At 45.6% G+C, this 13,960-nt stretch carries 13 protein-coding genes and 1 pseudogene; 8 read left to right on the plus strand and 6 right to left on the minus strand.

Annotation, left to right across the window (positions count from 1 at the left end; all coding sequences use genetic code 11):
* Nucleotides 1-10: 10 nt before the first annotated feature.
* Nucleotides 11-898, minus strand: a complete 888-nt coding sequence (locus AB6E08_RS06645; RefSeq protein ID WP_122046112.1) for a DMT family transporter — start codon at nucleotides 896-898, stop codon at nucleotides 11-13.
* 209 nt (nucleotides 899-1,107) lie between these two features.
* On the opposite strand from AB6E08_RS06645, the gene AB6E08_RS06650 reads away from it, so the two are divergent.
* From AB6E08_RS06650 to AB6E08_RS06670, 5 genes are all read left to right on the plus strand, one after another.
* Entirely contained in the window at nucleotides 1,108-1,497 is a 390-nt protein-coding gene (locus AB6E08_RS06650) for a VOC family protein (protein ID WP_017102273.1), read from the plus strand.
* Nucleotides 1,498-1,548: 51 nt separating this feature from the next.
* On the plus strand, nucleotides 1,549-2,073 hold the full coding sequence (locus AB6E08_RS06655) for a hypothetical protein (RefSeq protein WP_372064845.1): 525 nt from the start codon (nucleotides 1,549-1,551) through the stop codon (nucleotides 2,071-2,073).
* A gap of 170 nt (nucleotides 2,074-2,243) precedes the next feature.
* On the plus strand, nucleotides 2,244-3,683 hold the full coding sequence (locus tag AB6E08_RS06660) for a 6-phospho-beta-glucosidase (protein WP_372030994.1): 1,440 nt from the start codon (nucleotides 2,244-2,246) through the stop codon (nucleotides 3,681-3,683).
* Nucleotides 3,684-3,782: 99 nt separating this feature from the next.
* On the plus strand, nucleotides 3,783-4,781 hold the full coding sequence (locus AB6E08_RS06665; protein ID WP_012600106.1) for a LacI family DNA-binding transcriptional regulator: 999 nt from the start codon (nucleotides 3,783-3,785) through the stop codon (nucleotides 4,779-4,781).
* A 238-nt stretch (nucleotides 4,782-5,019) separates the two neighbouring features.
* Nucleotides 5,020-5,583 (plus strand): sugar O-acetyltransferase, encoded by a 564-nt coding sequence (locus AB6E08_RS06670; RefSeq protein WP_017102277.1) that lies wholly within the window; start codon nucleotides 5,020-5,022, stop codon nucleotides 5,581-5,583.
* A gap of 64 nt (nucleotides 5,584-5,647) precedes the next feature.
* Here AB6E08_RS06670 and AB6E08_RS06675 read toward each other — a convergent pair.
* Nucleotides 5,648-6,840 (minus strand): annotated as a pseudogene (locus AB6E08_RS06675) (MFS transporter).
* A 275-nt stretch (nucleotides 6,841-7,115) separates the two neighbouring features.
* Here AB6E08_RS06675 and AB6E08_RS06680 point away from each other — a divergent pair.
* Entirely contained in the window at nucleotides 7,116-7,997 is an 882-nt protein-coding gene (locus AB6E08_RS06680; protein WP_371707150.1) for a LysR substrate-binding domain-containing protein, read from the plus strand.
* Between the two features lie 154 nt (nucleotides 7,998-8,151).
* On the opposite strand, the gene AB6E08_RS06685 is transcribed toward AB6E08_RS06680, so the two are convergent.
* Together AB6E08_RS06685 and AB6E08_RS06690 are read right to left on the minus strand one after the other, a co-directional pair.
* Nucleotides 8,152-8,649, minus strand: a complete 498-nt coding sequence (locus AB6E08_RS06685; RefSeq protein ID WP_371707149.1) for a hypothetical protein — start codon at nucleotides 8,647-8,649, stop codon at nucleotides 8,152-8,154.
* 139 nt (nucleotides 8,650-8,788) lie between these two features.
* Nucleotides 8,789-9,355 carry a dihydrofolate reductase family protein gene (locus tag AB6E08_RS06690; RefSeq protein ID WP_371707148.1) on the minus strand — a complete coding sequence of 189 codons (567 nt, stop codon included), beginning with the start codon at nucleotides 9,353-9,355 and terminating at the stop codon, nucleotides 8,789-8,791.
* 60 nt (nucleotides 9,356-9,415) lie between these two features.
* On the opposite strand from AB6E08_RS06690, the gene AB6E08_RS06695 reads away from it, so the two are divergent.
* Both AB6E08_RS06695 and AB6E08_RS06700 read left to right on the plus strand, forming a co-directional pair.
* The gene (locus AB6E08_RS06695) at nucleotides 9,416-9,979 is read left to right on the plus strand and encodes a TetR/AcrR family transcriptional regulator (protein ID WP_004732269.1); all 564 of its coding nucleotides are present in this window, start codon (nucleotides 9,416-9,418) and stop codon (nucleotides 9,977-9,979) included.
* 161 nt (nucleotides 9,980-10,140) lie between these two features.
* Nucleotides 10,141-11,673 (plus strand): phospholipase D family protein, encoded by a 1,533-nt coding sequence (locus tag AB6E08_RS06700; protein ID WP_372064814.1) that lies wholly within the window; start codon nucleotides 10,141-10,143, stop codon nucleotides 11,671-11,673.
* A gap of 131 nt (nucleotides 11,674-11,804) precedes the next feature.
* On the opposite strand, the gene nfsA is transcribed toward AB6E08_RS06700, so the two are convergent.
* On the minus strand, nucleotides 11,805-12,527 hold the full coding sequence (nfsA, locus tag AB6E08_RS06705; RefSeq protein WP_372064811.1) for an oxygen-insensitive NADPH nitroreductase: 723 nt from the start codon (nucleotides 12,525-12,527) through the stop codon (nucleotides 11,805-11,807).
* Nucleotides 12,528-12,744: 217 nt separating this feature from the next.
* A complete protein-coding gene (locus tag AB6E08_RS06710; RefSeq protein WP_371722744.1) occupies nucleotides 12,745-13,857 on the minus strand; it encodes an OmpP1/FadL family transporter in 1,113 nt (370 codons plus the stop codon).
* Nucleotides 13,858-13,960 lie beyond the last annotated feature (103 nt).

Raw genomic sequence — 13,960 nt, forward strand, 5'->3', positions numbered from 1 at the left:
TTCAATCAACTTATTGTGCGCGTTTCTGACGCGCTGTTTTGAACATTTTCATTGGCGACATACCTGTCACTAACATGGTGCCTGTGATAACCAGAATTGAACCAACAATCGTATTGATGCCAATTGCTTCATCTAAGAACAAGTTACCCCAGAGAATACCAAATACCGGAATGATGAAGGTCACGGACAGGGCTGAAGGTGCGCCGAGTTCAGAGACGAGATTGAAGTAAAGTAGATACGCTAACCCAGTACATACCGCGCCTAATAAGATAACTGACGTAGTGATCGTAACGTCGGGTGTTTCTCTCATCGGAATAAAGAATACAAATGGCAAAACCAGCAACACCGCAGCCCACATGCTGCCATGAGCATTGTTGAATGCCTCAACTTTAGGGGCTTGTTTCGTATAGTTTGACGCTATTCCGTAGCTAAAGGCCGCCATCACTGCTGCAAAGATAGGAAGCATAGCCTCACGGCCAATGTTCATCGCATCCCAACCGACTAACACGCCAACTCCCGTTACCCCAATCCCAAGTCCCAATAGAACTTTCGCCTCGAGTGCTGTTTTAGTCCATATCGCACCAATGATTGCCGCCCATATTGGCGCGGTAGAGTTCAAGATGGCGAGTGTCGAGGCGTTAAGTGTCTGCGCGGCATAAGCGAAAAGCAAAAAAGGAAGTGTGGTGTTAAACAGCCCGAGAATGAAGAAGTGTTTAGCGTGATCATGAAAAGAGAGCTTCTTTTTTAAATAAAAAGAAACTAAAAGCAGAGTAAGTGCTGCAAACAGAACTCGCGCTTCAATCAAGACTGCGGGCCCTAATGGATTAGCCGCCATTCTCATGAAAAGAAACGAGCCTCCCCATATAGCCGCAAGTAGTATCAGTTTTAAAAAGCTCACAGTTTGAATCTCAGATTGTGTAAAACACCGACTATGGATCAAAGCTATGTATTGCACAAATTTAGGTGTTAATACTGTGCAGCTAATTGTTGGCATTTTGATAACGGAACTGACTATTAAATAGGAACACTTTTGATGAATTATGTTCTGTTTATCCTTCCTTGTCTGACGAGTAATCTAGTGTCATATGTAAACATTAGGTGATAAAAATGAAGATCGAACACATCGCAATTTGGACCAAACAACTCGAAGTGCTTAAACGTTTTTATGAGGATTACTTTGGTGCAACGTCCAACCAGAAATATCACAATCCAAGCAAAGGCTTCTCTTCATATTTCTTGTCTTTTGAAAGCGGTAGTCGCTTAGAGATCATGGAAATGTACTCTGTCCCTGAATCGAAAGACGATATCTATGACCAGTTCACAGGCTTCATTCATATGGCGATATCACTAGGTTCGGAACAAGCGGTCGATCAACTGACTCAACGCTTGGTTGAAGACGGCTATGAGCGCTTAGATGGCCCAAGAAGAACAGGTGATGGCTATTATGAGAGCTGTGTGCTCGATCCTGATGGTAATCGCTTGGAACTTACCGTTTAATGTAGAGACTTAATTGAGTTACTCATCTACTAACGGAACTGAGGTATGACAATGATGAAGCTTGCTGTGACTTTCCTTTTTAGTCTTGGGCTTATGGGATGTGCTACCTCAGAACCGGTGTATGAACCAGAAACTGACTCGAAGGCTGAACCATCACAGCCAATAGGCTACCTCGGTTTTAAAGCTCACCAAGAGTGGGCCATTCAATTTAACGACTGTACGGTCTATGATCTAACAGGCGCACAACCTTACCAGTGGTTTGATCGCACTTCAGCCTCTGTGAGCTGTTATACGTTTAAGCCAAACGATGCTATCAAGCCTCTGTTGGTTTACTCCGGTGCTGATTTAAACAGCAATAAACTCATTCCAATTGACCGTTTTCAAGAGTTGCAGGTATCAGAGTCAGGCTGGGGCAGTTTTCCTGCCGTCTACGAGACCAACGGCACCAATTGGCTGAAAGTCAAAGAGGGTTGGATTCACCTCACACTAGCCGATCAGACTTTGGTTCAGTTCTATCCCGGAACTCAAGACCAATCTAGCAAACACACACATGATCAATATTTTGAAGAGCACTGATCGTAACGCTGACTTTTGATTAGTCTGTAGTTCGATCAGAAAAAGATCGTTTAGTTATTGCTGAAACCGGTTTCAATCTGTATCTTTGCATTTATTGAAATCGGTTTCAGGGCTGCAATGAGCTCTCTAATCCTGATCTTTTTTGCGAATAACTTGTAGCGAGTAATGGTATGAACAACGAATTTCCGAACGATTTTTTGTGGGGTGGTGCGGTTGCGGCGCATCAGCTAGAAGGCGGCTGGGATGCGAATGGTAAAGGTGTCAGTGTTGTTGATGTTTTAACAGCGGGCGCTCATGGTGTACAACGTCGAATTACCGATGGTGTGATTGATGGCGAAAACTACCCCAACCAAGTCGCAGTGGATTTCTACCATCGTTATAAAGAAGACATTAAGTTATTTGCTGAGATGGGCTTTAAGTGTTTCCGTACCAGTATCGCTTGGACGCGTATTTTCCCAAATGGCGATGAAGCTGAGCCGTGTGAAGCGGGTTTAGCATTTTACGATGATCTGTTTGATGAGCTGCTGAAATACGACATTCAACCTGTGGTAACACTGAGCCACTTTGAAATGCCTTACCATCTAGCCAAAGAATACGGGGGTTGGATGAACCGTAAAGTGATCGATTTCTTTGTTAAGTATTCAACCACAGTGATGGAACGCTACCAGCACAAGGTTAAGTACTGGATGACGTTCAATGAGATAAATAACCAGATGAATACTTCAGCAGATATCTTTGGTTGGTTATGTTCTGGCGTGAAGTTTCCACAATGTGAAAAGCCGCAAGAAGCCATGTATCAAGCGGTTCACCATCAGTTTGTTGCCAGTGCTTTGGTGGTTAAGAAAGGTCACGAGATCAATCCAGATCTTCAAATCGGTGCAATGTGTGCGATGGTGCCTTTCTATCCTCGTTCTTCAAAGCCAGAAGACATCATGGTGGCACAACAAGCGATGCGTGACCGTTATTTCTTCTCGGATGTAATGGTGCGTGGTCATTACCCAAATTACGCTAAGCGTGACTGGGCAATCAAAGGCTTCAACATTGAGATGCAGCCAGAAGATGAGCAGATCCTAAAAGAAGGTAAGGCCGATTACTTAGGCTTTAGCTACTACATGTCGAATACATTGGATTCGTCTTCTCACCAATCGACAGAAGAAGCGATGGACGGTGGTCATGAGAACTCGGTCGATAACCCGTTCATCCAGTCGAGCGATTGGGGCTGGCCAATTGATCCAACAGGCTTGCGTTTCTGTTTAGCGTCTTTGTATGAACGTTATGAAGTGCCATTGTTTATTGTTGAGAACGGTTTTGGCGCTGTTGATACCATTGAAGAAGATGGCAGCATTAATGATGACTACCGCATTGCTTACCTTGGTGACCACATCAAAGAGATGAAAAAAGCCGTAGCGATTGATGGCGTTGACTTGATGGGCTACACCCCTTGGGGCTGTATCGACTTAGTTTCATTCACCACGGGCGAGATGAAAAAACGCTACGGATTCATTTACGTAGATAAGCACAACGATCAATCTGGCTCACTAGAACGCAAACGCAAGAAGTCGTTCGAGTGGTATAAAGGCGTGATTGCATCTAACGGTACCACTATTTAGAATGCATTTCCCAGCGCAGTTATGTGAACTGTGAGCTGTCATTTTGCAATGAATTAGTCGGCCTATGTCGGCTAATTTTTTATAAAGGAAAAGAAGCGAATGGTAACCATGCTTGATGTCGCGAACCGCGCAGGCGTATCTAAATCGACCGTTTCTCGTGTCTTAAATGGCAAGAACATCGTGCGCCCAGATGTGGTGAAAAAGGTATTCGATGCGATTCAAGAAACAGGTTATCGACCGAACTTGTTGGCTCAGCAATTGGCGACCAAGAAGACCAATTTCATCGGCTTTGTAATCACCAATGAGTTGTTCAATGGCCCTTACTTCTCTTCCTTGATGTATCACGCGGCTTCTTATAGCGAAAAGTCGAATCACCAATTGGTGATCACCGATGGCAAACACAGCGCTGAAGACGAAAGAAAGGCGATCAACTTCCTGCTGGATATGAAGTGCGCGGGCATCATCATCTATCCGCAATGCTTAACCGAAAGCGAGATTGCAAAGATCATCGAAAGTACTGACACACCGATTCTGGTACTCAACCGAGAAATGCCGTCGAAGCCTAATCATGCCATTACCACCGACCATTATCAGAGCGCTTGTTTGATGGTTGAGCACATCATCGAGCAAGGCCATACAGACATTGCAGTGATTCGTGGTAAAGCCGGTTCTTCGACCGATGAGTTGCGTTACCAAGCCTATCAAGATGTGCTAACTAAACAGGGTATTGCATTGGATGAGTCCAAGGTTGTTCAAGGTGATTGGACGATGGAGAGCGGTTATCATGCGGCTCAGGCTCTGGTAAAAAGCAAAGCAACATTCACCGCTATCTTGTCGGAAAACGATGACATGGCGATTGGTGCGATTAAGGCGTTAACCGAACTTGGGTACTCATTGCCTCAAGATGTTTCTATCGTTGGTTTTGATAACAGCAAAGTGGGGGCGTTTTTAACGCCAAGCTTAACGTCTGTGAGTGTGCCATTAGAGCAAATGACGCAAAAGGCGATCCTGCAAATTGTCGGTGAAACAGAGCAAGCGACCACCATCAATACCACTGGCAGTTTGGTGTTACGTGATTCGATAGCGAAGCTAAATTAGCACCGTTCGAATTTCATATTTCACCTACAAAAAGTGACGAGCTGCGCATCTCTTCAACCAAGCGCAAACACTCCTTATTCACTGTTATTTAGATGTGCGATATTGCGTTTTTGGTCGATGAATTGACCAGCATTAGTTAAGTACTGTGAAAACGGTAAGTAATGTGAAACTAGCTAAGTACTGTGAAAACGGTAAGTAATGTGAAACTAGCTAAGTGATGTGAGAACAGGTAAGTAACGTGAAAACAGAAAAACAAAAAATGCTAGCAGGCGAACCTTATCAGGCTTGGGATAAAGAGCTTTATTCAGCTCGTATCGAATGTCGTAAGGTGCTTCAAAAACTCAATAACAGTATTCCAGACACACCCGAATGGGAAGCGGCAACGCAAGAGCTCATTCCGGGCTGTGAAAATGCACACTTAGAACCTCCATTTCGTTGTGACTACGGCTCGAACATCAAGCTGGGCAAGAACTTCTACGCTAACTTTAACTGCGTGATTTTGGATGTGGCTGAAGTGACCATTGGCGACAATGTGCTGCTTGGTCCGAACGTTCAAATCCTGACCGCAGGTCACCCACTCGATGTGAAAGGCCGAGTTGAAGAGGGTGTTGAATTTGGCACACCGATTAACGTCGGCGACAATGTTTGGCTTGGCGGTGGTGTAATCATCTGCCCGGGTGTAACCATTGGCGAAAACAGCGTTATTGGCGCAGGCAGTGTGGTAACTAAAGACATCCCAGCCAATGTGGTTGCAGTCGGTAACCCATGTAAAGTGCTGAAAGCGATCGATAACGGACAATAATCAGATGTAAATGACGAAGCCCGAACCTAGGTTCGGGCTTTGTTTTTTCTATCCTTGCTAGATGCTAGATGCTAGATGGAACAGCTTGTTGTGCTTGCTTCTTATCTAACGCACCACTGAATCGAGTCAGAATAAGAGCGATCAAAACAATCACAGCACCTACCCAAGGGGTGTTCATTAATCCAGATTTCGCGACAATCAAACCACCACCCCACGAGCCCAATGCAATACCGACGTTGAAGGCTGCAATGTTCAACCCAGAAGCGACATCGACTGCGTCTGGTGTGTATTTCTCAGCCAGTTTCACAACATACACTTGTAGCCCCGGAACGTTACCGAATGCAAATGCACCCCAAACCAAAATAGTCGCAACGGCTGCATAAGGGTTTACAGCGGTAAAGTTGAATACCACCAATACTGCGGCTAAACCAGAGAAGATAACGGTCAGCGCTTTAATTGGGCCCATCTTGTCGGCCATTTTACCGCCCCAGATGTTACCTACCGCCACTGACACACCATAAACCAACATGATTAAACTGATAGAGCTCGAATCAAACCCTGATACGTTTTCCAGTATCGGAGCAAGGAACGTAAACGCTGTGAATGTGCCGCCATAACCTAGTGCTGTGATAGCGTAAACCAACAGCAAGCGTGGTTGAGTCAGAACCTTTAGTTGTGCCGAAATCTTCGCCGCAGGTGGTTGCTTAAGGTTGCTTGGAACCAAGATAGCGCTACCGATAAGAGCAATAAGACCAAGCAGAGCAACGATCAAGAAGGTCGCTTGCCAGCCAAAGGTTTGACCGATGTAAGTGCCCAGTGGTACGCCGGTCACCAATGCAACCGTTAAACCCGTAAACATGATCGCGATGGCACTGGCTGCTTTATCTTTTGAAACCAAACCTGTCGCGATGTCGATCCAATCGAGAAGAACACACCATGGGCGAGGCCGGTCAAAATTCGTGCGGCGATCAGCGTGTTATAGCCTGGAGCTTGCCACGCCAATAAGTTACCAATGACAAACAATGCCATAACGGTTAGCAATACCGCTTTACGATTCCACTTTCCGGTTAATGCCGTTAATACTGGTGCGCCAATAGCAACGCCAAGCGCGTATAAACTGACTAATAGGCCTGCCGATGGCAGAGATACATTCAAGTCGCTCGCCATGGTAGGAATCAAGCCTACGATGACAAATTCTGTGGTTCCGATGGCAAAGGCGCTGAGCGTCAATGCAAGTAATGCTAATGGCATAATCATCTCTCTTACTGTTCTTTGTTAAATACCGAGCGCGATAAAATGGGGCAGCTTGTGACTGCAATAGGAGCGCTTCGTTTGATGGCGAGGATTATCTAGCAATATATATTTGTGATAAATGGTGCGATTAACAAATAACCTTTGTTAAATATGCAATAATTGAAGAGTTAACCGATCATTGGATTAAGCTGATGAGATCGAAAAGACATAGATGATTTGAGCTGTGATGAGCACAAGCGAGATGACATTAAACAAAATGAAGATAGCGAAGGAGCCTCATGTTAACCCGTTCAGATGATTTAGAAATGGTACTCACCGTTGTCGATGCTGGTGGTTTTTCTGCGGCGGCAGAGGCGTTGGATGTGCAGGTCGCCAAGGTATCTCGTTCGGTGAGTAAGGTTGAGTCGCAACTCGGTGTCTCAATATTCAACCGAACAACGAGACGCGTGGAATTGACGGAGGAAGGGCGGCAGTTTGTCGATTCAGTCAGGGTGGGATTACAGATGATCCAGAGCGCGGAAGAAGAAATCGTGTCGCGCGGTGAGTTGCCAAAAGGTCGTTTAAGAGTCGATGCCGCCAGTCCATTCGTATTTCACCAGTTAGTGCCGTTGGTGCAGTCATTCAAAGAGGCTTACCCAGACATTGAATTGGAACTCACTTCCAACGAAGGCTTCGTTGACCTTCTAGAAAAGAGAACCGATGTTGCGATTCGAATCGGTAAGTTGTCCGATTCAACACTGCACGCTCGCCCGTTAGGCAAAAGCTTACTCCATATTGTGGCGTCACCTGATTATCTCGCTAAGCGTGGGCTACCCACCAAACCTGAAGATTTGCGCTCGCATCAAATTGTGGGATTTGCGGGTAACAAAGTGCTTAACCATTGGCCTTTACCAAACCAAAGTGATGTCGCGCCTACTGTGACAGCCAGTAATGGTGAAACCGTGCGTCAACTAGTCTTAGCAGGAAATGGTATTGCTTGTTTATCGGGGGTTATGGTGCAGGAAGATATGGCAGCAGGGCGTTTAATCCCTATTCTGGAACAAGACAAACTTGCCAACACAGACCGAGAGCGAGTGAATGCGGTTTATTACAAGTCGTCCTCTGTCTCTAAACGTATCTCGGCGTTTATTGACTTTATTCAGCCCCGTTTGAGCTTGTAGGAAAGAATGAAACACTCTTTAGCAGCACACAGCCAAACCGTTATTTGCATCGTTTGAGAACGGGTATTCGTATCAATGTTTAGAGAGCACATATTGTTGTATTGAGATTCGATCAGTGGATGTGATCTCAATAGCGTTTACTGACTTTCAGTGTTTAAAAACCGCCCGCCCACGCATCAAAATCGTCAATATTGTCGAGTTCTTGCTGGCTTCTTGGCACAGGGTAATAAGGCAAGGCTAACCTTTGAACGGAAGGTTGCAGTTCCCAATCGGGCGTAATCTTGAGTCGGGTTAATTCATCGTTGAGGCGCACAAACATATAGTAGCCATCGGCATGGGTATTGGCGTAACTCGCGATAGTTGCGATATCACCGGAAGGTAATTTTACGTCTCGACCGAGTGGATAGAGTTGGTGCAATGCGAAACTCACCTTGGGATCTTCAAGTTTGCCTTGCTTAAAGCGTTCTAATCCGATGGCGGTTGAAGTGGTGCGCGGCTTCCACCCTGTGAGGAACAATCCACTCAAGTTATCTTGGAACGGCTTACCCTTTCGATTGCCTTCATTGGTAATGAATTGAACCATCAGCGTGTCTCCCGATTCTTGCAGAATTTCTAAAAACTGTTCACCAGTGCGATCGACCAAAAGCTTCATAATATCCAGCTACCATCAAGAATGAGAGACGATAAAGGGTACTACTTTAGGGGAGGCTTGTGTAGAGACGGTAAAGCTTACGTCGCGTGAACAATGTTTTCGGTGTTGATCCTTTCATGCCCTTAGAGCAACAACAGCTTTAACGCTTACGTAAGTAATGCGTTTGCACGATCTCATCAAGGTACGTCGTGACGCCTTTCAACGTAAAGTCGACGGGAGATACTAAGTCACCAAATAACGGGGACCCACCACCAAGCACGACAGGAATGGTCGAGATGATCAGCTCGTCAATCAGGTCTTCTTTCAGGAAGTTTTGAATGGTGATGCCGCCATCAATATACAAGTTCTTTAAGCCTTTGTTATTCAAATCCGCGACAATCTGTTTAAGCTCGCCCTTCATCAAAAATACTTTACCTTCAAGCTCTTGAGGTACTTCATTTAAAGTGTTGCTCAGTACATAGACTGGCTTGCTGTAAGGCCAATCAATGCCAAAGCTCAACACCATGTCCATTGTATTACGTCCCATGACCAGTGCATCGATATGATCAGTATGGGCGTTGTAGCCCATGTCTTCACCGTCTGGATTTGGAATCGCTTGCAGCCAATCTAAGCCGCCTTGTTTGTCTGCAATGTAACCGTCAAGACTGGTTGCGATGAATACAATATTTGACATTTTTAACTCCGATATCGATGAGAAACTTGGCATCTACACGGTAATAAATTAAAATATTCTACAGTGTGGAAATAAAGTTTAAGAGGTGACGGTATGACTGTCAAGGATCAGAAGCGAGGTCGACCAAAGAGTGGATCAAGCCAACTCAGCGCGGAGAGAATTCTCACCATTGCTAAAAGCATGATGCGAGAGAGTGGCAAAGTGCCAAGCATTCGAGGATTAGCGACAGAACTCGGGGTCGATGCGATGGCCATATACCATTACTTCAAAAACAAAAACGATCTGCTTGAGGCAATCACGGTTTCTTTGATTGAAGAAGTGGCACAGCCAGAGCTGACCCAAGACTGGCGAGATAACCTTTATCGGCTCAGTGTGAGTTACTTGTCGATGCTCAACGAATATCGAGGCTTGTTAGAGACCTTATTGACCATGAAATCCCTCGGGCCGATGGAGGTATTTAGTGAACGTTTTACAGCGGTGTTGAGCCCGTTAGCGTTAACCAAAGAGCAAACCAAAAATGCGTTGGACTTGCTGGTGGATTATTTACACGGCTACGCTTTGGCGTTGAACTGTAACCCAGACCGAACAGAGCTCACTATTGAAATGGTCGAAAAGCCGCTGAGTTTATACTGTTTGGCGCTCAATCAACTTAAGTGATCTGTAGGCCAATTTAACGACCTTTAAATTTATACTGGATAATTACCTATAAATTTCAGGATTTAGCAGTAATAATCAATGAATAGATCGGAATAGCTTGTTCATTGAAAAGCTGTACGGAAAGTTTCTAAAGACGTCATCGTGAAAAGGAAGTCAGATACATGCCTGTGCTCCAACGCATCAGTTTAACGTTAATCTTAATCGCCGTTTTAGGTGGGTGTTCTTCACTTCCTGAAGGCATCGATCATCCAACAGAACCGCCAACCTCTCCTGCACCTAGTTCTTTATCGGTTCTAACCAATGAATTTCAGCCTGAAGCTATAGAGCAAGGCACCACTGCGGTTCGTCTGCAAGAGTCTGGTTGGGATGCCTTGGCACAGCGATTAGCACTGGTCGAAAGTGCCGAGCACACCATCGACATTCAATACTACATCTGGAACTCTGACGAATCGGGCAGTTACTTAGCCAGCCGTTTATTAGCCGCGGCTGAGCGCGGTGTGAAGGTTCGCGTAATGCTGGATGATATCAATCTCAATGAGCGTGAAGGTTTGTTGTCGGCACTGGATGCGCACCCTAATGTCGAGATTCGTATCTTCAACCCAACGCCAACACGTCGTGGCTTCAGTAAATGGTTGAGCTTTGTCGGTGACTTTTCTCGCTTAAATCGCCGTATGCACAATAAGTCGTTTACCGTCGATGGCACCTTGTCTGTGGTGGGTGGCCGTAATATCGGTGATGAATACTTCGACCTTTCTGATGAAATCAATTTCCGAGACCGCGATGTATTAGTCATGGGCTCGGTAGTTAACACCATCCAAATCAGTTTTGTTGAATACTGGAACAGCCGTTGGTCTTACCCCGTCGATATGTTGGGTGATGACGAACAACCTGATCTCTCAAAGATAGATAATATTGTCGTTCCGCATTATCAAAATTATCCTGAATTACCATTAGATCGGAAGGCTGCGGATAGCTTACTGAAAGAGGTAATTGGCGAGATGACTTGGGTGAATGCGCGCTTTGTTTACGATCAGCCCGTTCCTGATGATTCAGACAATACCGATGAACCGAAAGCGACCGCGATTCTTCTAGGGAAGTTAGCGAGCGAATCGAAACAAGAGATCTTATTGGAATCCGCTTACCTTGTATTCGATGATGGTCAGCTTGAAGAGTGGCAGGTATTGAACAACAAGGGCGTTGAGATAAAAGCGCTAACGAACTCTATGGCGTCTAATGATCTGGTGACGAATCACTCCGCTTATGCGGGCAGACGTTACGACATGCTGGAGCATGGTATTGACCTGTTTGAGCTAAAACCAGAATCTAAGCTGTGTGAAGCTTCGACTCAAGACGTGTCTAAATGTGCGCCTGAAACGGCCTATGGCTTGCACGCTAAATCAGTCGTATTTGACCGCAGCATCGCGAGCATTGGCTCATTTAACTTCAACTTGCGCTCTACCTATCTCAACACGGAATCGGTTTTGATCATCGAAAATAAAGTCATTGCCGAAAAACTAGCAGAAACCACTGAGCAAGCAATGAGTGAAGAAAACAGCTGGCGATTAGAGCTTGAAGACGGTGATGTGTATTGGTATTCAGGCGAGAAAAGCTGGGACAGCGAACCAGAAACGGGTAAGTGGGAACGAATGCAGTCTGGCTTCCTACAATTGTTACCGATTGAGAAATATCTGTAAGCTAGCCGCCTCCGGATAAATAAAAATGTCAGCGTATATTACGCTGACATTTTTGTTTGTACTGCTGTTTGCTGTGGTTTGTTGCAAGCTCTTAACGGCTTAACGGCTTAACGGCTTAACGGCTTAACGGCTTAACGCTTGGTCAGCTGCTTGCTGTTCAAGTAAGGCAGGATATGCGGGCGAGATTCGCCAGACAGCTTTTGCGTGATCTGCTGTGACCAACTGCTCTGCTTTTGGTTGCTTGAACGGCTTGCGTAGTAGCTCTGCATTGAATCATCGTAGCTGGCAATTTCATCTAGGCTCAGCGGTTGGTATTGGTTTTCGTGCATGACTACGTGGGCAGGAAGGCGAGGTTTAACCTCTGGTTGTTGTGCAGGGTGGCCTAAACACATCCCGAACAACACGGCAGTGTGCAGTGGCAGTTCTAACAGTTCATCGACTTGTTGTGCGCTGTTACGCAGCCCGCCAATGTAAACGCCACCCAAACCTAGAGACTCAGCTGCCAGCATGCAGTTTTGCGCCATGATGCCAGAATCTACCGCGCCAATCAGGGTCAGTTCAGTAAAGTCGGTTTTCACTTCAGGGTTGATTTGAGCGTGGCGTTGATAGTCGATACAGAACACTAAAAACTCAGCCGCATTCTCAACGTAAGCTTGGTTACCTGCGTATTCAGCTAACAGTTTGCGCTTCTCTGTGTCTGTCACTCTCACGATAGAAACAGCCTGCAGTAAGCTCGATGATGAAGCCGCGAGACCAGCCTGAATAATCACATCAAGTTGCGCTTTTTCAATCGGTTTATTTGTATATTGACGAATGGAGCGGTGCCCCAGAATAGTTTCAATCGTGCTGTTCATAACTCTCAGACTGTCCTTGTGATGATGACGTAGAGAATCACAATAACGACAATTACCATGAGCGTAAAGGGTGTTTGAGCCTTTCTGGATGGCGGAATGATATTCATGAATTCAAAAGGATTGCTCTCACAGCCAATCCTTTTTTCGTACTGTTTCTTGCTAGAAGCTAGAAGCTAGAAGCTAGAAGCTAGAAGTGAATAACGCTCAAGAGTTCGCTTTAATGGCGAAGAGACAAAGTGATGAAGTGAACTCTGTTGGTCGAATAGCTGCCAGAAGGCTGAAATAGTCCTGAGTCAGCATTAATTTCACCATGGCCTAAATCTTGGTATTGGTAGCTCAATCCAAGATGTAAGTCATTGGATATCTTCTTCTCAGCACCGAATCCGATACGCCACTGTTTATCGAGCGGGAGTAACACATCTCTGTTTTGACTGCTTACAGGGCTCGTGTCACCGCTCACTCCGCTGTACAGCAACCAATCCTCGTATGCGTATTCCACACCAACCCCAAGAGAATAGGTGGTTGAGTATTTGTCATCATAATCTTGCCATGTCTCCATGTTGGAGCTGAGTAGAAGGTTTAAGTCTTCATTTAATGAATGCTTCAACCCTAAGTTTAAGCTTCGAACCCATGTTAGTTCAGAGCTAATGCCAAAAGCGTTGGCGTTATCAAGGGAAAGGTCGTGATCAAATTGGCCCTGATAACTGACACCCAATTGTGTGTTGTCACTGATGTGGTGATTGAGACTCAGGCCGAATCCTAGGTCGAGGCTATCTCCTTGAAGCTCTCGACCATTCAATGCTTGAGTTTCAAGCGCAGCGTGCTGCAATATCAAAGAACCACCAAGAGACAGTTGTTCATTGACCTGATATGACAATGACGACGTAAAGTTGAGTGCCGAAATGCTATTTTCTTTGATCAATAAAGCAGGGTGTGCGCCAACGCCGTGTGAGTATTTAACGCCAGTGCCGCCAGCTGCGTGCAATGCTGCGCCGACGACCCATTGGTCATTGAGCCTTGATGCGTAAGACAAATGAGGGAGAACATCGGCGCTGCTTCCTGTGGTCGAAGCCGAGTTATCGTCACGGACAAAAGTGGTTTCAACATCGAGGTATTGAACGCCGAGAATCCAAGCGCTTTCTTCAATAGCCGATAACCCCGCAGCATTGGTGATCACGGCGGATGCATCGTTCACGGTTACGTTTCCTGCGCCGGCTGTGCCAACGCTTTTGGTTGTCGCAATCTGAGATAGATTTAACCCTCCCGCGTGAGCGAGAGAGTTGACTATCCCTGTTACTAACAGAGACAGTGTGATGAAAGGTGTTTTCAAGAATAGAACCTCATTTTCAGTGTATGAGTTATGTTGCTAGCAGCTTGAGCCATGTATTTAGGGATAAAACGAATTGCCACGAGCGAACATTAAGAACGCCGTG

Source organism: Vibrio sp. 10N.247.310.24, assembly GCF_041467175.1.
GTDB classification, from domain to species: domain Bacteria; phylum Pseudomonadota; class Gammaproteobacteria; order Enterobacterales; family Vibrionaceae; genus Vibrio; species Vibrio tasmaniensis_A.

What these genes read in the sequence shown, in the direction of transcription:
- AB6E08_RS06650 (WP_017102273.1), top strand. Translation starts at nt 1,108, where the DNA reads ATGAAGATCGAACACATCGCAATTTGGACCAAACAACTCGAAGTGCTT.
- AB6E08_RS06655 (WP_372064845.1), top strand. Translation starts at nt 1,549, where the DNA reads ATGATGAAGCTTGCTGTGACTTTCCTTTTTAGTCTTGGGCTTATGGGA.
- AB6E08_RS06660 (WP_372030994.1), top strand. Translation starts at nt 2,244, where the DNA reads ATGAACAACGAATTTCCGAACGATTTTTTGTGGGGTGGTGCGGTTGCG.
- AB6E08_RS06665 (WP_012600106.1), top strand. Translation starts at nt 3,783, where the DNA reads ATGGTAACCATGCTTGATGTCGCGAACCGCGCAGGCGTATCTAAATCG.
- AB6E08_RS06680 (WP_371707150.1), top strand. Translation starts at nt 7,116, where the DNA reads ATGTTAACCCGTTCAGATGATTTAGAAATGGTACTCACCGTTGTCGAT.
- AB6E08_RS06685 (WP_371707149.1), bottom strand. Translation starts at nt 8,649, where the DNA reads ATGAAGCTTTTGGTCGATCGCACTGGTGAACAGTTTTTAGAAATTCTG.
- AB6E08_RS06690 (WP_371707148.1), bottom strand. Translation starts at nt 9,355, where the DNA reads ATGCCAAGTTTCTCATCGATATCGGAGTTAAAAATGTCAAATATTGTA.
- AB6E08_RS06695 (WP_004732269.1), top strand. Translation starts at nt 9,416, where the DNA reads ATGACTGTCAAGGATCAGAAGCGAGGTCGACCAAAGAGTGGATCAAGC.
- AB6E08_RS06700 (WP_372064814.1), top strand. Translation starts at nt 10,141, where the DNA reads ATGCCTGTGCTCCAACGCATCAGTTTAACGTTAATCTTAATCGCCGTT.
- nfsA (WP_372064811.1), bottom strand. Translation starts at nt 12,527, where the DNA reads ATGAACAGCACGATTGAAACTATTCTGGGGCACCGCTCCATTCGTCAA.